This is a genomic window from Agaribacterium sp. ZY112 (assembly GCF_041346925.1).
GTDB lineage: Bacteria > Pseudomonadota > Gammaproteobacteria > Pseudomonadales > Cellvibrionaceae > Agaribacterium.
Window position 1 is genome coordinate 961582 of record NZ_CP166840.1, and the last position, 21361, is coordinate 982942.

At 42.0% G+C, this 21361-nt stretch carries 16 protein-coding genes; 11 read left to right on the forward strand and 5 right to left on the reverse strand.

Annotated features, from left to right (window positions below; genetic code table 11):
- Positions 1–2 precede the first annotated feature (2 nt).
- On the reverse strand, positions 3–3461 hold the full coding sequence (locus AB1S55_RS04225) for a translocation/assembly module TamB domain-containing protein (protein ID WP_370980543.1): 3459 nt from the start codon (positions 3459–3461) through the stop codon (positions 3–5).
- On the reverse strand, positions 3458–5200 hold the full coding sequence (locus tag AB1S55_RS04230) for an autotransporter assembly complex family protein (RefSeq protein WP_370980544.1): 1743 nt from the start codon (positions 5198–5200) through the stop codon (positions 3458–3460). The genes AB1S55_RS04225 and AB1S55_RS04230 overlap by 4 nt, the downstream gene beginning before the upstream one ends.
- Positions 5201–5345: 145 nt before the next feature.
- On the opposite strand from AB1S55_RS04230, the gene AB1S55_RS04235 reads away from it, so the two are divergent.
- The gene (locus tag AB1S55_RS04235; RefSeq protein ID WP_370980545.1) at positions 5346–6062 is read left to right on the forward strand and encodes a leucine-rich repeat domain-containing protein; all 717 of its coding nucleotides are present in this window, start codon (positions 5346–5348) and stop codon (positions 6060–6062) included.
- A 15-nt stretch (positions 6063–6077) separates the two neighbouring features.
- Positions 6078–6569: a prepilin-type N-terminal cleavage/methylation domain-containing protein gene (locus AB1S55_RS04240; protein ID WP_370980546.1), complete on the forward strand. Its 492-nt coding sequence runs from the start codon at positions 6078–6080 to the stop codon at positions 6567–6569.
- On the opposite strand, the gene AB1S55_RS04245 is transcribed toward AB1S55_RS04240, so the two are convergent.
- Positions 6566–7279, reverse strand: coding sequence for a DUF4124 domain-containing protein (locus AB1S55_RS04245; protein ID WP_370980547.1), 714 nt, complete (start codon positions 7277–7279; stop codon positions 6566–6568). The genes AB1S55_RS04240 and AB1S55_RS04245 overlap by 4 nt on opposite strands.
- 391 nt (positions 7280–7670) lie before the next feature.
- On the opposite strand from AB1S55_RS04245, the gene AB1S55_RS04250 reads away from it, so the two are divergent.
- The 7 genes from AB1S55_RS04250 (at position 7671) to AB1S55_RS04280 (ending at position 16543) form a co-directional block, all read left to right on the forward strand.
- Positions 7671–8432, forward strand: a complete 762-nt coding sequence (locus AB1S55_RS04250; RefSeq protein ID WP_370980548.1) for a TlyA family RNA methyltransferase — start codon at positions 7671–7673, stop codon at positions 8430–8432.
- A 28-nt stretch (positions 8433–8460) separates the two neighbouring features.
- Entirely contained in the window at positions 8461–10158 is a 1698-nt protein-coding gene (locus tag AB1S55_RS04255) for a carboxypeptidase-like regulatory domain-containing protein (protein ID WP_370980549.1), read from the forward strand.
- Positions 10159–10160: 2 nt separating this feature from the next.
- On the forward strand, positions 10161–10736 hold the full coding sequence (locus AB1S55_RS04260) for a hypothetical protein (protein WP_370980550.1): 576 nt from the start codon (positions 10161–10163) through the stop codon (positions 10734–10736).
- Between the two features lie 40 nt (positions 10737–10776).
- Positions 10777–12933, forward strand: a complete 2157-nt coding sequence (gene uvrD / locus AB1S55_RS04265; RefSeq protein WP_370980551.1) for a DNA helicase II — start codon at positions 10777–10779, stop codon at positions 12931–12933.
- 80 nt (positions 12934–13013) lie between these two features.
- Positions 13014–14306, forward strand: coding sequence for an NAD(P)/FAD-dependent oxidoreductase (locus AB1S55_RS04270; protein ID WP_370980552.1), 1293 nt, complete (start codon positions 13014–13016; stop codon positions 14304–14306).
- An 89-nt stretch (positions 14307–14395) separates the two neighbouring features.
- The gene (locus AB1S55_RS04275; protein ID WP_370980553.1) at positions 14396–15538 is read left to right on the forward strand and encodes a TRAP transporter substrate-binding protein; all 1143 of its coding nucleotides are present in this window, start codon (positions 14396–14398) and stop codon (positions 15536–15538) included.
- Positions 15539–15586: 48 nt separating this feature from the next.
- Positions 15587–16543 carry a hypothetical protein gene (locus AB1S55_RS04280; protein WP_370980554.1) on the forward strand — a complete coding sequence of 319 codons (957 nt, stop codon included), beginning with the start codon at positions 15587–15589 and terminating at the stop codon, positions 16541–16543.
- 65 nt (positions 16544–16608) lie between these two features.
- Here the strand turns inward: AB1S55_RS04280 and AB1S55_RS04285 are convergent, their stop codons facing one another.
- Complete coding sequence (locus AB1S55_RS04285; protein WP_370981565.1) at positions 16609–17925, reverse strand: TRAP transporter large permease subunit; 1317 nt, start codon at positions 17923–17925, stop codon at positions 16609–16611.
- A gap of 47 nt (positions 17926–17972) precedes the next feature.
- Entirely contained in the window at positions 17973–18506 is a 534-nt protein-coding gene (locus AB1S55_RS04290) for a TRAP transporter small permease subunit (protein ID WP_370980555.1), read from the reverse strand.
- 212 nt (positions 18507–18718) lie between these two features.
- Here AB1S55_RS04290 and AB1S55_RS04295 point away from each other — a divergent pair, with 212 nt between their 5' ends.
- On the forward strand, positions 18719–19882 hold the full coding sequence (locus tag AB1S55_RS04295; protein ID WP_370980556.1) for a hypothetical protein: 1164 nt from the start codon (positions 18719–18721) through the stop codon (positions 19880–19882).
- 409 nt (positions 19883–20291) lie between these two features.
- On the forward strand, positions 20292–21299 hold the full coding sequence (locus AB1S55_RS04300) for a PstS family phosphate ABC transporter substrate-binding protein (protein ID WP_370981566.1): 1008 nt from the start codon (positions 20292–20294) through the stop codon (positions 21297–21299).
- The last annotated feature ends 62 nt before the right edge of the window (positions 21300–21361 follow it).

Here is a 21361-nt window from a genome sequence, read left to right on the forward strand (position 1 = left end):
ATCTATTCTAAATCTATTTTCGGGGGCGTAGATAGCCAGCGGTACCTTAAATCAAGCGCTTGTTGCTCTCCTGACGATGCTTCAACAGAAAACCGTTTATTGAATCGGTATTCCATTACCAACCTAGATGAATTGTTAATAATTCCATATAGGTACTTTACATAAAGTTGTTCACTTAGTTGTTTACCTAGGGAAAGATTGGTTCGGTTATCACTGCCATTCTCTAAACCTATATCTGTAATACCAACCGAATCCCCTATTGTTTTCATTGCTGGCATGCCTAAGCTCATTCCCATGTTAAGTGCGGCATTATGAAGTTCTGCTGCTGCAAGATCACCACCACCGAGCGTAGGTGTACCATTAATTAAATAAGCTAAACGAGCGGATTCACTCATAGCAGGGCTAGAATAAAGTTGTGTTTCGGGCTCACTAATATTACCAGTAAGTTTTATGCCTACTGTTGCTTCTGGAAATATATGTTCAGCTTTAATTCTGACTATTGGGTTGTCTAAGTCACCAGTGAAAATGAGTTGCCCTTCTTCTATATCAAGCCTCTGTGTGTAGCGTTGGTAGTAGCCATCATAAAGTTCCAAAACGCCACTCGCTTTGGACTGTTGCTTTTGAGAAAGCTGTAATTCACCTCGAATGGAGCTATTGAGTCCAAAACCTATAAACTTAACGTCGTCTAATAGACTTATTCTAAGTCTAACTTCTAGATCTGTGCTATCAGATTTTAAATTACTTTCTCCTACAAGGTATTGATCCTGGCTTACACGAATAGCATTTTGGGGCAATTGATCAATCTCTAGCTGGGAATTCCTAATACCAATATCACCGTTTAATAACAGCTTATTGATGCTTCCAGAAAGCTTAACGTTGATATCTGAATTGAGTGTTAAGTTTGTTTGCCTTATCAGTGCTAGGTTATTACCCTTTAGGGTGACATTTATGTTGGGGGCAGCTAAATTTCTAATAGGCAGTACGCCCTTCATCAAGGATCCATTTATAGATAATTCACCCTCACCTATCAATGCATGGCCATCAATATATATATCAGAGCCATTAATACTTGTAACTTTAGTGTTTAGTTTATTAACGTTAGTGCCTGTATTGCTTATAGTAAAATAAGAATCAATTAACTCGATTGAACCTGTTACATGTGGATTATCAATCTCTCCAGCCATCTTAATGTTAGATTTTAAGCTTCCCTTTAAGTTTTCAATATTAGGAATAAAGTACTCAAAACGACTTATATTTCTAATTTTACTATCAAGACTAAAAGACTCTATTTTACTATCAATAAGCTTTGCCTTGCTTGCCAGATAGTCTTTGTCTTCAGTTTCTAAATTGACGCTCCAATTAAACTTATTGTTTGACCATGTAGTTTTTATATCTGATTTGATAAATTTAAAATTAGCCCGTTTATCTTCATCAACTTGATATTTTAGTCCTACTTCTTCTCCCCGAAATTCTGCTTCAATAAATGATAATCCCGCGTCCAGATTGATGTTGATATGACTATTAATTGATCCTGACAATACAAGGTCTTTATCAAGGTGTTGATAGAGGTGAGGCAGCGGGCTTTGTGGCTCGTTTAGAGGCCAAGATTGAATGTTTAGATTGATAGAACCTTTGGCATTGCTAATTTCACTTTCATTAACACATATTTGAGAATGGCTTATATTGTGATTGAAACATAACTTTTCCCAAGATTGAGTACCCATACTTAGTTTTATTTCAGTCTCAGCGCTTTGTTTCCATAGATTGTGTTTGTTTAATCCAAAGTGACTATCATATATATCGAGTGTCCATAGCTTTGATTTAATGTTAAAGCTTGCAGAGCTATTTATGGATAGGCTATTGATATAGTCGTGCAAAACAGAATCAGGATCCGATCCATTAGCTTGTAATTCTATTGAGTGTTTATCAATCTTGCCTTTTGCTTTTAAATTTAGTCTTGATAATGTTTTATTATCATGGATTATCGAGGATGTATTGAAAATCAGGTGATCAACACGGCTATCAATAAGCTCGGGGCTAAGTTGAGCTGTAAGTTCTAAGTTAGCCCCTTGTATAGATGTCTTATCCCAAGTTAAGACAGAACTAGATGAATTTAGTTTTATGATTTCGTCTGTGATATCCACTTTAGATTTGATATCACCATTAGCCCTTGTTGACCAAGATTGTAGGTCTTTTATATTTAAAGATGCACTTAAGGAAATAAGTTCTGAGCCAATAGCATCGATATCTATATATAAGTGATCAGTAGTGTTTTTTAACTCGGTATTTATGACCTTCCATTGCTTGTTATTTGTATCTAAATTGAGAGTGGACTTACCTTTAAGATGAGCAATTGAACTGATAACATCAATCTTATCTAAATTAACAACAAGTTTTGATTTTTTAAAGATAATATCACCTTTTGATTTTAAAGTGATATCGCCAATATCATCATGGATACTAGGGGCGATTAATTGTGACTCTATGCTTGATTCATATAAATTTACTAACAGATCGATATCTTGTTTCCATGAGATAACAGAGTCTCCATTAGCTTTGAGGTAGCGAGACTCTAAGTTCCACTTCTTAAATACACTGCTACCCATTTCTAAATCGGTATGAATAGTCGTATCGAGCTTTGTTTTATCAAATATATTACTTTCATTGTATAGAATTATGTCTTTTCTAAGTTGCATGTCTTTATAGGACCACTTAACAGACCCATTAAAATAGCCATAGTCTTCTAAACTGTGTAAAGAGACCTTATCTAGGTTTAAGCTACCTTGGCAGTTTATATACTGATCACATTGCGCACTTATTTTTACAGGCTTAGTGCTTGAAGAATTTATTTGGCTAATCAGATCTAAACTTAGATCAATATTAAATCCGTTTAATGATTTAGCTTTTATACTGGCGCTTATTTTTTCTCCAATAAAATCAAGATTATAAAGATCGATGTCAACAGTGCTCGATCTGGCTTGCACCTTTGAATGTATGTTTTCTATTTTAAAATAATTTTTTTCACCTATCTTTACATTAAGATTTTCTACTGATAGTGAGTCGATGTCTATCGCTATTGGAAGTGAAAAATCAGGAATGTTAATAGCTTCCTTATTAGTTTTGTCATTTTTTATATTTAGCTCTACGCTAAGGTTTTTTAATGTAAGGGCGCTTATTTTCAGCTTGCCCCTAAGTAGAGACTTAGGTCTCCATGTAAAAGCACATAAATCACATTGAATTTTTGACCATGTATCTTGTCTGTTGTTATTAATATCTAAGCTTTGCAGGCTTAATCCTTGAAGTAGATTGCCTTCTATGTGTTTGTAATTAAGTTTGCTATCAAAACTCGATGATAGCTTATTAATCACCCAGACAGCCCCTTGTGTTGTGCTTAATAAGTAAGCCACAGGAGATATAAGAATAAACATAGACAGTAATAAAATGACAACAACTTTTTTCATAGGTCAGCACCTATGGAAAAGTGGAAGGCGTATTCATTATTGTTATCGTCTAAAGGTCGGGCTAAATCAAAACGAACCGGCCCAACTGGAGAGTGCCAGCGCAATCCTACACCTAAGCCCCTTTTGAAATCTGCTGAATGATCAAAGGCTGATCCAACGTCAAAAAAAGTAGCTGCAGACCAAGAACCAATAAAGCGAGTATCAAATTCCAGACTTCCCACTACTAAATGGCTACCACCCTGTACATTACCGTTTTCATCGACTTCACCAATACTGTTATAAGCATAACCACGAACACTATTATCACCACCAGTATAAAAACGAATGGACGGAGGTAGCTCATTAAATTCTTCTTTTCCGGTGACACCAAGCTGGCCGCGACTAATCAAACGGTTTCTTGTTCCTATTGGTAGGATTGCCTTTCCATTTAGCTTAAGTTGTATAAACTCTGTATCTGATAGAAGTTTGTCTGTGCTGCCTAGCAATTCTGTTTCTATACGAATGCCCTGCCGAGTCCAAGATGGAGAATCGAGTATAAGTAAGTTGGCGCCAATAGATGGGATAAAGAGATCAGAAAAAGATCGCTCTAAATCGCCTTCTAGTTGATAAATATCATGCTGAAAGTTGCTTGCAGCGAACCAGTTCCATAATTCATTAAGCTCTTCTACATAGCGAAGACCGATGCTATAGGTTTTACTGTTGTAACTATCTGTTTGTTCTCTATAAAAACCAAATTGGTTATCAAGCCATTGGCTGGCTGGTTTTTTTAAGGGTACACGATAATTTAAGTTAACTTCACTGACATCCTCAGACCAAGTCGCATCAAGCTTCCAGCTATGGCCGTGAGAGTTAAAGTAGTTGTCTTCTAGTCGACCACTTACACGGGGGCCCTGATCACTAGAAAAACCTATACCAGCACTCAATTGATACTTACTTGCTAGGGAAAGTTCAACCTCTGTATCTGTTTTTGTATCACTATTGAATAATGGTTGAAGCCAAACGGAAGAGAAATAAGGCGTTGATTGAAGCCGCTCATAGGCCTTATCTAATTCACTTTTGCTGTAACGACTACCGTAAGGTAAATCTATTAATCGTTCTAATAAAACGGAGTCTAGACCTACATTAGGGAAAATAGCATCGCCAAAGGTGCTGACATCACCGGTATAAAGCTCAAGTTCAATAAAAGCTAGGTTTTGTTCTTTATCAATCTTGAGCTGGCTTTTCAGCCAGCGGCTATGCCAATAACCTTTATTTTGTAAATATCGAAAAATTTGCTTTTTGCTGCGCTCATAACTTTGATGATTAAGGGCTTGGCCTTCTTGAATAACGAGTTCATGCCGTATCTTTTTTAAGTTAAGGTCACTTTCACCTGGGCCCAGTAAGCTTATATTAATGTCTTTGATTTGTGTTCTAGGGCCGGGCTTGATATCAAGCTTAAGTTTCCAGCATGTTTGTTTATACCAGTTAGCTTGGAATTCAAGCTGGTAATAGCCCAATGCTTGCGCAGCTCTATGTATATCTTCGTGCCACAGTATCTTGTTGAAATCGGTCCGAGTTTGCTGCTTATCGCACTTTTGTTTGGTGAGCTTACTTAAATGAGCTCGTAGGTTGTTTTCAAGTTCTGTATTAACACCAAGAAGCTCTATCTCCAGCGCATGGCTAGATTTACCAATAGCGAGTAGGCTAAGAAGCAGCAGGCTAAGTAATAAAAAGCACTTACTTGGTAGTTGGCTAGGCAAGGTCATTCCTGACAGTATTGCTTGTGTGTCCTAAGCTCATAGGAGCTGTAAAGACGTATTTTATCAGGAAAAAGCCGTTTATCCTTCGCTTAAGCGTTACTGAAGTTTGTTAGACTTAGTCTGAATATTCAACAGTGAGTACTATATGTTAGCCAAGCTCCCTAAGAAGTATCTTATTATCGGTTTTGCTTTGTTAATTGTGTGGGTATGGGCCCCTATTTTTTTTAACAGCCCTGAGCGACAAGCCAATAAAGCTTATGGCCAGTATGAAGAGCAAATCCAACAGCGTCAGCAGCGCGTAGCTAACTCCATACAGCAGTTGAGTATTCAAGATGCTAACTTATTAAAGTGTATTACGCGCTCATCAGAAGATAGAGCACGTATTCACCCTAATAGTTCAGGTGGCATTGATAGCATTGCAGAGTTATCACTACTTTATTGCCCCAATATGGGTATTCTTTCCCTAGAGGGCATTAGTGGCTTGAGGGATTTGAAGGTTTTAGATGTCAGCAAAAACCATATTTCTGACATAGGACCTGCGACCTCACTTAATAAACTAAAAACCTTTAATTTTTCGGCCAATCCCGTGGAAGATTTACGCGGCTTAAGCAAAATGAGCTCGCTGAAAAAGGTCGTGTTGCCCAAATATCCAAATGAATCATGCGCTGATCTCAAAGCTATGTTGGGCTCACTTAGGTCAAATATCAAACAAAGTGCATGTCAAAAAGAAACAACAGGAGCCGCCAATGACAATAGCGAGCAAGATGATGACTTTACATGGCCAAGCCCTGCTTCGATAAGTACTAAAGAAGAACAAGACCTACTGCGCTATGAATATGATATTGAACGGGAACTAGATTAAGTTATAAGGATTAGCATGAAGAAAACTATCTGCCATAAAAGCAAAGGTTTTTCTTTAATAGAAATATTGGTGGTTTTAGCAATTATGGCCATTTTGATTACTTTAGCTGTGCCGAGTAATAAAGGCCGTTATGACAAAGTAAAAGTAAAAGAAAGCCTTGTATTGATTGATACTTATAAGGCTCAAATAGAAGCTATCTATGCATTAACAGGCGAGTTTCCGGAAGATAATGCAGCTGCAGGCCTGCCAGAACCCCAGCAAATTGTGGGGAATTTCCTAAGCTCCACGGAGTTGGAGCAAGGCGCTTTTCATCTTGAACTTGGTAATAAGATTAGCCCTGACCTGCAAGGGCTAATGATTTCGGTGAGGCCTGTATTTGTACCCGGGGTAGAGAATGCGCCGGTATCATGGATATGCGGTGATGATACTGTGCCAGAAAATATGGTTGCAGCGGGTGAAAATAAAACTAACATTCCTGTAAGTGCTTTACCTATTGTATGCCGCTAAAGAGCGTTAAGGCGGCGTTTCACCCGATTGATTTCATCCATTGTTGGTTTACTGCAGTTATACCAGTCTTTGCGACGGCGCTCATTGGTTTGATCCATTGGGTCGTATTTAGGTAGGTCTCCGCATTGAGTCTTAATGTGCAGCTTTAAGTTATCACTAATCTCTAATAAGCGCGCTCGTTCTACGGTATCCTCTGCTTCAAATGTAGCTATTTGTTTCTGTTTGGATTCAGACCAAGCAATGGCACAGCGTAGATCTCGAATACGGCTTTCACTTTGGCTGCGTCGCTCTTGGTAAGCGCTTTTGTTTTGAGAGTTGTAATAGCTGTCGTGTCGTTGGCTATTATTGCGGCGTGATTGGCTCTCTAGGTTCTTAGTTAGCTTGTCTAGGTCTCTTTCCCAATTCTCAAGGCTACGGCTGATATTCTGCATAAAGTATTTGCTTGAGCTCGATCTTGTTGAGTTTGACTTCTGGGGGAGCCTTATTTCACCACAGTAGTCTTGGCCAAACTCCGTGGTTATGCTGGTTTTACCCCCTCCACTTACAGCAAGTTCTTCCACTTTAAGCTCTGAATCCGGGTTGTCTTCCTGAGGCGGTACATGGGAAAAGGTAACTTTGCCATCTTCATCAACAATCTTATAAACCTTGGCAGCATAACTGCTTAGCGATATGGCCATAAGGCTTAAGAAAATAAGTAGCGTTTTACTCATATTTGATTTTTCCGGCGGTAGCTAGTTTTGTGTGACTTTAACAGGGTAGTGGCGTGAGATTTTACTTGCTTTAAACCTAGTTACAACAAGCTAGTATAGGTTTGCTTAAGATCTTTTTCCTCTAATGACACTGAGACTCTTGTTGTTTTTAAGATGATAAAAGCCTTCGTATCGATGTTGTTGTTTGGTTAATTCATTTAGGTGATTCCTTATTTGAGCTAGAGAGCTAGGCCCTGTTCTCAGTTCAAGCTTGTGTATATAGGCTCATGCTTGCTGCTTGACTAGGCATGTATAATTCGCCTCTTTAATTGACGTGTTTATCTTTCATTCAATAGAACTGGTTTTGCCGCAGCCTCTCTTTCGCAGCTAAACCCATGCGAGGTACTAAGAGGTGGAAAGAGCAGATAAGTTACTGGTTCAGTCGGGTTTGGCGGCAAGTAGAACTTTGGCTCAGCGATTAATCGAAGCCGGTAAAGTTGAGGTTGAGCGTTCTGGCCAGTGGCAGTCACTTGAAAAATCTAATACCAAGCTTGATAGCAGTTCTAACTTTAGAGTACAGGATGCTGATGAGTTGCGTTATGTCTCTAGAGCTGGGCTTAAGTTAGAGGGGGCCTTAAAAACTCTTGATAAGCTTGGCTTAGAGTTAGATTTAAGCCAGTGCTCGGTCCTAGATGTTGGCCAGAGTACCGGCGGCTTTACAGATTGCCTCTTAAAACATGGCTGCCGTTCGGTCTGTGGAGTGGATGTTGGTCATGGTCAGTTGCATAAGTCACTCTTAGAAGACACACGAGTACGATGCCTTGAGAGAGTGAATGCTAGAACCTTAAGCCAGACATTTGTGCATGAACGTTTTGATTTAAGTGTGATGGATGTCAGCTTTATTAGTCAGACTTTGATATTGCCGGAACTTGCTCAGCTATTAACAGGTCCAAGTTTGTTAATCTCACTTGTTAAACCTCAATTCGAGGTTGGCCCTGAAGGTATTGCCAAAGGTGGTTTGGTAAAAGATAGGGCCTTATACCAAGTAGTTGAAGAAAAAATACGCACTCTTTTGCAAGAACTGGGCTTCAAGGTACTAAGCTGGAAAGAGAGCGCAATAAAAGGTGGGGATGGCAATAGGGAGTTTGTTGTCATTGCCCAACATTTATCTTAGGGCGCCATACAAGCTTGGTGGATATCGAATGAATCAAACAATAGATCGCAGTGCTTTATGGCTTTTTTTGAGTGCTGCTTTACTGCTACTTGTCTCGTGTGGTGGGGGCGGAGGTAGGACCAGTGTACTGCCTGGTAGTGAGCCATCAATAGAGCCTTCTAGCACCCCAACTTCAAGCCCCAGCCCTCTTATTACATCGGCTAGCGCCGAGGTTTTTATTTCAGGTAGCCTTACTTATGATTTTGTACCTCACGGCTTAGTTGTGGGCCTAGATTACGGTGCTACAAGCGCAGAGCCTATTCGTGGCGTGCTTGTGCAATTACTTGATCAAAACGATACGGTTGTGAGTGAAACCATCAGTAACGATCAAGGCCTCTATGAGTTAGGGGCTTTGCGTAACACTTTATATAAAGTAAGAGTGCTAGCCGAGTTGAGGCGAGACCAGCAGCCTAGCTGGCAATTTAAAGTTACGGATAATACCGATCAAAATAGTGCATATAGCTTGAGTGGTAGCTTAATAAGTAGTGGCTCTGAGGGTAATACACGCGACCTTCATGCCGCCTCTGGTTGGTCTGGTAGCGCTTACACCTTGACTCGTGTTGCGGCGCCTTTTGCCATACTCGACTCTGTATATAGCATGTTGGATGTCTTAATTGATGCAGGGCTAGATCAAGCAATGCCACCTGCCGAGCTGCGCTGGAGTCCTCAAAACAGAGCATTAGACGGTAATAACAGTAATGGCGATATTGGTACCAGTCACTTTGATACATTCGATAATGCCATCTATTTGCTCGGTGATGCAGATAACGACAGTGATGAATACGATGCTTCTGTTGTTCAGCACGAGTTATTTCATTTTTTAGAGGCAACACTTTCACGCTCTGAGAGTATAGGTGGAAGTCATACCCGTGATGATCAGCTCGATATGCGTACCGCTTATAGTGAGGGCACTGCTAATGCATTTGCAGCGTTTATTGCTGGAGATGGTGTGTTTAGAGATAGCGGTGGTTTATCGCAAGCTGGAGGCTTCTTTTTTTCTTTAGAGAGTAAATACTTTGGTAATGTGGGCTGGTATAGCGAAGCTTCTATAGGTAATTTGGTTTACGATTTACTCGACAATAATAGTGAAACAGGAGATGAGCTTGCTCTAGGTCTTAGCCCTGTTCTTGCATCTATCACCAGTGATGAGTTTATAAATTCACCAGCGCTTTCTAATATCTATCTTTTACTCGATGTTCTTAAAGCCAGTGTGAGTAGTTCTGAAAGCAGTGAAATAACGCAGTTAGCTCAAAGCTACAATATCGATGGTTTAGGTATTTGGGCTGAAGGTGAAAGCCACAATGCTGGTTCAAGCCTTGTATTGCCTATTTATCATAGCGCCTCTCTTGGCGACACCTTAACTCTTTGCACAAGGGCAAGCTCCTCTGCTTATCATAATAAGTTTGAAACTCGTCGTTTTATCCGTTTATCTCTTGATGCTTTAACAGTGGTGAACGTACGTGTTACAACAGCAGCGCAAACTACGGGTGATAAAGACCCAGATGTTGTCGTTTTTACTCGTGGCCAACGTGTTTTGTATTTAGCTTCGGACGATGCCAATCGCGAAGAGGGCCAAGCTTTGTTAACGCAAGGTGAGCATGTGATTGAGGTATACGATTATGATAATACACAGAGCAACGGCCCGCATGGTTCGGCTTGCTTCGATATAGCAATCACGGAGGTCTAGTCATGATGAATTATAAGCAAGTGACAGTTCTCTTGGTTTGCTCATTTTTATCACTCCTTGCTCAGGTTTGGGCTCAAGATTCGACTCTAGTCCAAGAGCCGCATTTGCATACTAAGCATGTTCAAGAGACTGGGCAGTATAGAAAGCCTGGTGCCGCAGTATGGTTGCTTGGTGAGCAAATCCGCGAAGCGTATGTGGGTGAGCAGGGGCAGCTTCAATATCAAATACAAACAAAGGCTGCCACAGGTGTTGTACGTGTTACTGTCAGTGTTAAGGGCTCGAGTGCTGTTATTGATATTGCCGCTGCAAGCTATGAGTTTGACCTTAGTCAGGGGCCTGCCAAGCTTATTTTTGATTATGATGCTCAAGCACTTGGAACAAGCTACCTTAATTTTTATATCGAATACCAAGGTTCAGCACGTGCCTTTGTTAGAGCTGTGGAGGTGGTTGATGAGATGGCACTTCAAACTCGTCAACTTAAGAGTCTTACCACTAAGTCTGAAACGGGCAAGCTTCGCTACCACGATATGCCTGCTCAAGAAACCGTATCCCCTTCTTCTGCCGATAAAACGCAATAAGTAACTGTAAGTTCATACAGGTATTGTTACAATACCTGTTATGGACGTATCTGACTTACTCAACTCTTTAAATGACAAACAGCGTGAAGCGGTTTGTGCTCCTTTGGCTAATCAGCTTGTGCTTGCGGGTGCCGGCTCAGGCAAGACGCGGGTCTTAGTTCAGCGTATTGCTTGGCTGATGAAAGTCGAGCATCTAAGTTCCCAGCAAATACTTGCGGTGACCTTTACCAATAAAGCTGCAGCTGAAATGCGTGAGCGTTTAAGTCAGCAAATTGGTGATGAACACTCTTTGCGCTCTATGTGGGTGGGCACCTTCCACGGTTTAGCGCATAGGCTTTTGCGCCAACATTGGCAGCAAGCTAAGTTGCCGCAGAATTTCCAAATCTTAGATAGTGATGACCAATTGCGTTTGATTAAACGCATTTATCAAGAGCTGAAGATTGATGATAGCCGCTGGCCCCACCGTCAGGCGCAAGGCTTTATCAACGGTAAAAAAGATGACGGTCTACGCGCTGCTTATATTCAAGACAGTTTTGATCCGTACACCCAAGTGATGAAGCAGATCTACCATGCTTATGAAGAGGCTTGTGAGCGTTCCGGCTCGGTTGATTTTGCCGAACTGTTACTGCGTAGCCACGAGCTCTGGTTAAATAATGCTGATTTACTTGCGCACTATCAGTGTCGTTTTAAAGCGATTTTGGTGGATGAGTTTCAAGATACCAACAGTATTCAATATGCTTGGTTGCGTGTATTAGCTGGCCAAGAATCCGCGCTCACTGTTGTCGGTGATGACGACCAAAGTATTTACGGCTGGCGTGGCGCCAAAATAGAGAATATTCACAAGGTGCAGCAAGATTTTGCACCAGTGCAGGTAACAAGGCTAGAGCAGAATTACCGATCAACCTCGACCATCTTGAATGCAGCCAATGCTGTAATTGAGAACAACGGCGATAGACTTGGCAAAACCCTCTGGACAGAGGGCAGTGAAGGTGAAGCCATTGATCTTTATGCCGCTTTTAATGAACAAGATGAAGCACGCTATATTGTTGATCAGGTTCATAAGTGGATAGAAGATGGCGCAACAGCGTCTGAGATCGCCCTGCTCTACCGCAGTAATGCCCAGTCTCGAGTGCTCGAAGAAGCCTTTATTCGCGCTGATGTACCCTATCGAATCTATGGCGGCCAGCGTTTCTATGAGCGGCTAGAAATCAAAAACGCCCTAGCTTATATGCGCTTAATGAGTAACCGCAATGATGACAACGCCTTTGAACGTGTTGTTAACACCCCTACTCGTGGTATTGGTAATAAGACACTGGAAACCTTGCGCTTATTTGCCCGTGACCAAGGCAGTTCGATGTTTGATGCTGCCCAAGCAGCGATTGCCAATAATGTATTTAGCGCTCGAGCAGCGAATGCGCTTAAGCTGTTTTTAAGCTTACTTGATACGCTAGAAGAGCAGTGCTTTGAACAAAATCTCGGTGATATAGCTTCGGTCATTGTTGAAGGTTCGGGTCTGATTGATTTTCACCAGCAAGAAAAAGGTGAACGTGGTCAGGCCCGTGTAGAAAACTTACAGGAATTGGTTAGCGCCTGTCGTGTTTTTGAAGCCGATGATGACGATGTAGCCGTACTTGATGCGTTTCTTGATCGAGCGGCATTAGATGCGGGTGATGCCCAAGCTGATGATTATGAAGAAGCTGTGCAAATGATGACCTTGCACAGTGCTAAAGGCCTAGAGTTCCCAATGGTCGTGCTTGCAGGTATGGAAGAGGGATTGTTTCCCCATCGCATGAGTGCCGAAGAGCCGGGTCGCTTAGAAGAAGAGCGCCGCCTTGCTTATGTTGGCCTAACTCGCGCTATGCAAAAGTTGGTGCTTACTTATGCCGAAAGCCGAAGAATGTATGGTAAAGAAACCGTTAATTCACCTTCTCGCTTCACTCGTGAGATCCCTGCGCAATATATAAAAGAAGTGCGTATGAAAAAAGCGATAAGCCGCCCCACTAGTTTTCAGCAGCAAAGCTTAAGTGACACCGTGCCCGGTATGAACTTGGGGCAACAAGTGAGCCACCCCGTCTTTGGTGAAGGTACGATTTTAGCAATTGAAGGCCAAGGTGCTGGTGCACGCCTGCAAATTAATTTTGCTAGTGAAGGTACAAAGTGGTTGATGCTGCAGTACGCAAAACTAGACGTTCTTTAATTTGTAAAAACACCTTATATCACTCGAAGTAAGGCTCTTGCTGGTGTTAACCTAAGCTTTTTAACTTCAAGGTGTACTGAATGAGCGCGTGTAAGATCGTAATTGTTGGTGGCGGTGCAGGTGGTTTAGAGTTAGCTACAAAACTGGGGCGTTATTATCGCAACAAAGATGACGCTTCAGTGTTATTGCTAGATAAACATGCTTTCCATATATGGAAGCCTCTATTGCATGAGGTGGCTTCTGGTAGCATGAATGCCGAGACCGAAGGTCTCGATTATCGTCAGCATGCTGCAAATAATGGCTTCGAATTTCAAATGGGCTGTTTAAATGACATTGATCGCGACAATAAGCAGTTAAAACTCGATGCGATTAATGATGTCAGTGGCGAAGTACTCGTTCCCGAGCGCACTATCAGCTACAACATTTGTGTACTTGCGCTTGGCTCAGTGACCAACGATTTTGGTGTTCCGGGAGTCAAACAGCATAGCTATAGTCTTGATGACACTCAGCAAGCAGCTCGTTTTCATAAACGGGTCTTTAACCAGTTTATCCGTCTTAAAGCGCTTGGCGCTGACAAACCCTTACGTATTGCCGTGGTGGGCGCAGGTGCCACAGGCGTTGAGCTAACAGCAGAGCTTTATCAACTAGCAGAATCACTCAAGATGTATGGCTTTAAAAACGTTGATCGAAGCAGCTTGCAAGTGCAATTGATTGAGGCTGGCCCTCGTGTGCTTGCTGCCCTACCTGAGCGCATTAGTGATAGAGCCAGTGAGATTCTTAAAAAACTAGGTACAGAATTACACTTAAGTACTCGAGTAAATGAAATCTGCGAAAACGGCCTTAAAATTAATGATGGCGAGTTTCTCGAGGCGGATCTATTGGTTTGGTGCGCAGGTGTTAAATGTCGAGACTTTTTAAAAGACATAGGTGGTCTTGAAACCAATCGAGCCAATCAAGTGGTTGTTAATGACTTTCTACAAAGTAGCATCGACAGCGATATCTTTGCTTTAGGTGATTGTGCGGCATTAACACAAGCGGATGGTAGCCAAGTGCCTCCTCGTGCTCAGTCGGCACATCAAATGGCATCTCAAGTGTATAAAAACATCAAACTTCGCTTAAGTGATCGCCCAGAGCAGAAGTTCGAATATAAAGATCACGGCTCGCTTGTTTCCTTTGCAAACTATTCGTCCGTGGGGGTTTTACGTGGGCTTGTACGAGAGCGCGTGTTTGTTGAAGGCTCAATTGCTAAGCGTCTTTACGTTTCACTATATCGCTTACATCAAGTCGCTTTGCACGGATATTTTCGAACGGGCTTGTTAATGTTAGTGAGCAAGCTTAGTAAGAAGCTGCGGCCTGTACTTAAGCTTCATTAATCAGCTTCTGATGAGTCGGCCAGTGGCGACTTAGATAAGCTAAGAGACTTTAGCTCTCTTAGCTTATAATGCCCGCCTTTCTCACGTAAATGGAATCTTTTGTGTCGGCACGATATCAACCTTGGTGGATGCCCACCGCGCTTGCAGCTCTATTATTGCTATCTGTGGCTCTTTTCGCCGCACTTGTTATTGGTTCAGCCAAAGCAAAACCTGCACTAATGCTCACTGAAGGCGAGAAAAACCGTGAAATTTTTGAGTGGGACTTAGTAACCAGCTGGCCTAAACGTTTTCCTGGGCTTGGCATGGGTCCTGAAATGTTTGCGGAAAAAGTGTTGGCGATGAGTGATGGCCGCTTAGTTATCACTGTGCATGGTGGTAATAGTATAGTGCCTGCATTGGGAGTGTTTGATGCAGTGAGCTCGGGTTCTGTTGAAATGGGGCACAGCTCAGCATATTACTGGAAAGGTAAAATTCCAGCGGCTGTGTTTTTTACCTCAGTACCTTTTGGCATGACAGCACAAGAATACAATGCGTGGATCAGTTATGGTGGCGGTTTAGAGTTATGGCGTGAACTTTATAAGCCCTACAACCTTATCCCTTTTCCCGGTGGTAATACTGGGGTGCAAATGGGGGGTTGGTTTAATGTCGAAATTAACGATGTTAGTGATATTCAAGGGCTTAAAATGCGCATCCCAGGTCTCGGCGGAGAGGTGTTTAGTCGCAGTGGTGGAACAGCGGTGAATATCCCAGGCGCTGAACTTTTCAATGCCTTACAAACAGGGGTGATTGATGCAACGGAGTGGGTTGGCCCCTATAACGATTTAGCTATGGGTTTTCACCAAATCGCTAAACACTATTATTACCCAGGTTGGCATGAGCCGGGCCCGGCTATGGAATTTACTGTAAACAAAACAGCTTATGACAGTCTGCCTAAAGACTTACAAGAAATTATTGATGTGGCAGCTAAGGCGGTTAATCAACAAATGCTTGATGAGTACCAAGGTCGATCACAGACGGCCTTGATTGAACTAAAGCAGGTCTATGGCGTCGATATACGACGTTTCCCTGAGAGTGTACTTGCTGTTTATAGAAAGAATGCGCTTGCGCTTTATGAAGAACTATCTAAAGGCGATGAGCAGTTTGCCAAGGTATATCAGAATTATTGGCAATATTTAGAGTCGGCAAGAAACTATAGTGAAATAGGTGAAAAAGCCTATCTTGAATTACGCTAGTGAACGGTCATAGACGTTTTAATATTTTTTTATCCCTGAGGAATAATAATGGCAAAAGGATTAATTATCGGTGGCGTTACAGCGCTTGCTCTTGCAGGAGCTGCTGTTGGTTACCAATCGTGGATGCATCAACAAGTAGAGTCAAAGATTGATGCACTTATGCTTAAAATTGAGCAAAATCCAGAGATTGTGGATGTTGCTTATGAAGATTTAAATGTTTCTTTTACTGGGGATATAGAGCTTCTTAATATTTCACTTCTTACTTCAGAAAGTGATGACCCTGTTGTTTTTCGTTCCTTAAGAGTCGAAGATTACGATATTCAGCATGAGATACCTCATTATGTAAATGTTGCCTTGCAGGGCTTAAAGTTGCCAGATGATTTTATTGCTGAGCTTCAACAAGATCAAGGTGCTTTTTCCGATTATTTAAAGTCCATTGGTGTTGAAGATACCCTGCCTTTAGATGCAAAATTTTCTTATGTTTTTGATGAAGAAAATAGCCAAACCCAAACGACAAATTTAGAAATTGGTTTGGATAAAGTGATGAGTTATAAACTCGATTGGGTGAGTAAAGATATCCCCTTAGAGGCTCTATATTCAGATCCAAGTAATGAGGTTGAGCAAGCGACGGCATTAGCAGCCATGATGAAAGGCAGTTTTCCAAAGCTTGCCATGAGTATCAGTGATCAGGGAGGTTTACCGGTTTTTTTACAAGAAGTGGCTGATGAGCGCGAACAAAGTGTTCAAGAGCTTAATTCCAACTGGTTAGCTATGGCCAATATGCAGTCACAAATGATGTTGCCGCCAGCTGTACAGCCAGCAGCTTCAGATGCTATTTCACAAGTTGCTGTATTTTTAGATGGTGGTAAAAGCTTAAGTATTAGTTTTGAGCCTCAGCACGATGGTAGTATCGAAAGCTTAAGCCCACTATTGATGCAGGCCTATATGAGTGGTGATTATCAAACGATCTTAGATTTACTTAATCTTAAAGTACTTGCTATCTAGTGATGCCATGTTGTTAGAAAAAAGCCCAGGTTTGCTAGGAGCCTGGGCTTTTTTATGGCTGCTAATTAAGCTTTTAAGCTATAGGGTAGCCAAGTAGCAATCTCTGGCACAAAGGTAAGCAGTATTAGCATCAATAATTGAATGCCAATAAAAGGAATAACCCCTCGGTATATGGCGCTTGTTTTAATAGACTTAGGCGCAACACCTCTAAGATAAAATAAAGCAAAACCAAAAGGCGGGGTTAAAAAACTGGTTTGTAAATTAATGGCAATCATAATGCCAAGCCACAGCGGGTCGAAACCAAGCATCAATAATGGCGGCGCTATTAATGGCACCACTACAAAGGTGATTTCAATAAAGTCTAATATAAACCCGAGCAAAAAAATCAGTAGCATAACCAGTAGCAATGCACCGTAATGCCCACCAGGTAGGTTGCTGAAAATATCCTGCATCATATGTTGGCCGCCAAAACCGTGGAAGACCAAAGAAAATAGTGAAGCACCAAGCAAAATAGCAAAGACCATTGCTGTAACCGTTGTGGTACTGTCTAGGACATCAGTTAATACCGAACGATTAAGCCGCCCACGTTGCCAAGCAAGTATAAAAGCGGCAAGAGCACCGACGCCTGCTGCTTCAGTTGGTGTGGCGCTGCCACTTATAATGGAGCCTAATACCAATACGATTAACAGCAGTGGTGGGGCAATACTTGTCAGTAATTTTTTTGCACTAACTTTATGTTCATCATTAACAGCGGGGGCATGTTCAGCTTTAAATTTTCCAATGAACAGTAAATAGATAAGGTAGAGCGCGACTAAAATAAGGCCAGGCCCTATGGCTCCCATAAACAGGTCGCCTACGCTGATAGGGCTAATGCTGATATTGCCAAGCTCGAGTTGAGCTTGTTGGTGAGCGCTAGAAATAATATCACCCAACAATACTAAGGCTATGCTCGGTGGGATAATTTGGCCCAAGGTGCCTGTTGCACAAATAGTACCGCAGGCAAGCTCTGGGCTATAACCGCGCTTAAGCATGGTTGGTAAGGATATTAACCCCATTGTGACAACAGTGGCGCCAACAATACCTGTGCTGGCAGCGAGCATGGCTCCAACGACAACAACACTTAAACCCAAGCCTGCAGGCAAGCGACTGCATAAGCTGCCCATATTCTCGAGAAGCTCTTCTGCCACCTTGCTGCGTTCAAGCAGAACACCCATCAAAATAAAGAGTGGGACAGCGATTAATGTGCCGTTGTTAATGGTGCCAAATACTCGGTCAGGGTAGGCAAGCAGTAAGCTCGCATCAAAAATGCCCGCGACAATGCCAAAGCCTGCAAATAAGAGCGATACACCGGCCAAAGTGAAAGCAACGCTATAACCCAGCATTAGAGCTGCACAAATACAGATAAAAAGAACAAGGCTGATGTATTCCATTAATTAGCCTGCTCATGTTTGAGGCTGATGATAAGCAGCTGTTTAGCTACTTCACTAAGCGCCTGTAAGGCAAGTAAGAAACCGGCTGCTGGAGCTAAGCTTTTAAGAAGGAAGATTAACGGCAACCCTCCGGGGTTGAGAGACGATTCCTGAATGCGCCAGCTCTGCAACATGCTGTGCCAACTAATCGCAGTAATAAAGATCGCAAAAGGCAATAAAAATAAAATACTGCCGATTAAATTTACCCAGGCTTGGCCTTCAGGCTTAAAGCGGCGGTAGAAAATATCCACCCGGACATGCTTATCCTGTTGCAGGGTATAGGCCAAAGTAAGCATAAACAAAAAAGCATGGGCGTAAGCGATGCTTTCCTGAACAGCAGTAGAGCCAAAGTTGAAGACCCGAGCGAGCACAATGCCACTGACACACAGGGTCATAAAGAGCAGCAGCCAGCGTAAAAGTGCAGCTATATTGCTTTGCAGGCAGTTTATGTTGTTATTGAGCTGCTGTAATAGGCGCACTAGGGCGTTGGGCATAACATTCCTTGTCTAAGGTCATCTTGGGCGCTGGCATTATATAGTAAAGCCTTTAAGAACCCCTTTCCTTTGCCAGAGTCACTGGCTGATTTCGTACTTACTATTTGATTTTATTGAGTTTTTTATTTTTATTTGTCTAGATGAGGAAAATAAAAATGAGTATTATGCCGGCAAATTAATCGCCGATGGAATAAACGACCTAAGAGGGATATATGCCTAAATTTTCATTAAAACTGTTATTAGCACTTACCACACTTACTTTATTTGCTTGTGGTGGTGGAGGCGGTGATAGTTCGAACTCAGAGGCTCCTAAGACGCTTACTAATATCACAGTCGACGACCTTTCTAGATACTCCTTAACAGTGAATGAAGGGCAAACCGTCACTCTTTCTTTAAATACCCAAGTCGAAGGTTCTGCCGATGTAGCTTACGATTGGCAGATCAGTTTTAAAGGCGATGATGTCGCGTTTACTGGACAGAACACTGATACCATCAGTTTTGTTGCCCCCGAAGTAGACATGCCTGGTTCTGTCAGTGTGTCGGTAGAGATCTCTCTTGAAAATGGGACTTTGCTTGGGGATAACAGACAGCGTACTTCAGTGATAGTTGAAGATACCAACCCTAATCCCACTACTTTGGTTGCGCCAACGGCCTTTACTATCGATAAACCTGAACAGGTATCAAGTCTTGATGGAAGTGTATTTAGCTCTGAGTCTGAGTGGGAATTCACCCAATTTTATGTCAGTAACACTGAGGCGGAGGTATATTTTCATAGTACAAAAGAGATTTTCAGTATAGATGCTGGTGATGGTGTTGAATTATGTACTCAGGGGGAAACGGTAGCGCTGGCGGATTTTCTTGATCGCAGATCTGTGGAGTGTTTTGCCGAAGAAGAAGTCAGCTTTTTTCAAGAGGCGGATACCCTAGTGGTGGAATACAGCTGTGATGGTTTACTTGTCGAAGCAAAAAGCTTTGTAAAGAAAGTGGATGCATTAGGCTCGCTTGATATGAGCTTCAACTCATTAGATGACATAGTTGAAGCTCCTGTTGAATGCATTAGTGTTCTTAAAAATCTCAACCTTAGTTCAGAGCAAGGTACGCAGAGTTTGTACGTCAGAGCACCTTATAAAGACGATACGATCGAATTGGTGATGACTGTGGATGAATTAGCTCATGGCATAGACGTCTACAGTGATTTTTTTAATTCTGCCATGGATATTTCCCTTTATGGCTTTACCCTAGGTGATGTGGACGGCAGTTCGGCTGATAGTTTTCGAGTTTCTCAATCCCAGTGGAATGACGATGGTATTCACTTAAGAGGTGATATGGAGTTTGCAGAGGAGTTGGTGGATTTTGAGCTAGATATAAACTTATAAGTATCTCTAGCCACTCACATATCGGCATGGCGGTGTGTGAGTAGTTACCCACCTTTTCTTACTTAGCTTTCCTAGCGGCTTCATATTATTTAATTTTTTGCTCACCTTTCTTATTAAGCAGTGGTTACTCAAGCCCTCTTCTGCAGTTGATTACCTTAGTGTCTGTTGGTTTTATGTTTAGCTGTGTCGTTGCTTTCATCTTCTGCTTGGCACCTAAAATTTTACAAAGCTATGTAAAAAGTAACAAAACTGTCACATAGGAACCATATTATGCCCAGCACTAGGAAGTGTTGGCTGAGATCCGCTGCAGCTTAAAGCGGCGTTCAGGCAACATTTCTTGTTAATTGACTACTTTCTTGAGGAATTTCTCGTGAAAAAATTATTTGCTGGTGCTGCCATTGCAGCTTCTATGCTTGCAGCTACTTCAGCTGTTGCAGCTACTCGTGACTCTATCAGTGTTGTGGGTTCTTCTACTGTATTCCCTTTCTCTAAAGTGGTTGCCGAGCGTTTCGGTCGCAGCACTTCTTTTAAGACGCCTACCATTGAAAGCACGGGTACTGGTGGTGGTTTTAAAGAATTCTGTAAAGGCACTGGTGTAAGCACTGTTGATATCAGCAACGCTTCACGTCGTATCAAGCAGAGCGAATTCGATATGTGTAAAGCAAACGGTGTTAAAGACATCGTTGAAGTTTTGATTGGTTATGACGGCATCGTATTGGCAAACTCTGTTAAAGCGACTCCTTTTAAATTAACTCGTCGTGACATCTTCTTGGCTCTAGCTAAAGAAGTTCCTGCTGCCGATGGTAGCGAGAAGCTTGTTGCTAACCCTTATAAGACTTGGAAAGACGTAAACCCTACTCTTCCTGCTACTAAAATCGAAGTTCTAGGTCCTCCTCCTACTTCTGGTACTCGCGATGCATTTGCTGAGCTAGCAATGGAAGGTGGTTGTAAGACTTTCCCTTGGATCAAGGCCATGAAGAAAAAGAACAAAGCTAAATACAAGGCTGTATGTCACATTGTTCGTGAAGACGGTGCTTACGTAGAAGCGGGTGAGAACGACAACCTTATCGTTCAAAAGCTTAATGCTAACCCTAATGCGCTAGGTATCTTTGGTTTCTCTTTCCTAGATCAGAATGCTGACAAGGTTCAGGCTTCTTTGATCGATAGCGAAGCACCGACTTTTGAAACAATTGCTGATGGCTCTTACCCTGTAAGCCGCCCTCTTTACTTCTACGTGAAAAAAGCTCACGTTGGCGTAATCCCTGGCATTGCTGAGTACTTGGCTGAATTCACCAGCGAGAAGGCTTGGGGTGAAGAAGGTTATTTGACTGACAAAGGCATGATTCCTCTATCTGATGAGAAGCGTGCTGAAATCAAGAAGCGTGTAAGCAATTTAGAGCCTCTTAAAGCTCTATAAGTATTAAGGTGATCAATCGAGTGTAGCTAAATGTGGCTTGCCTCGATTGACTCCTTTAGAAT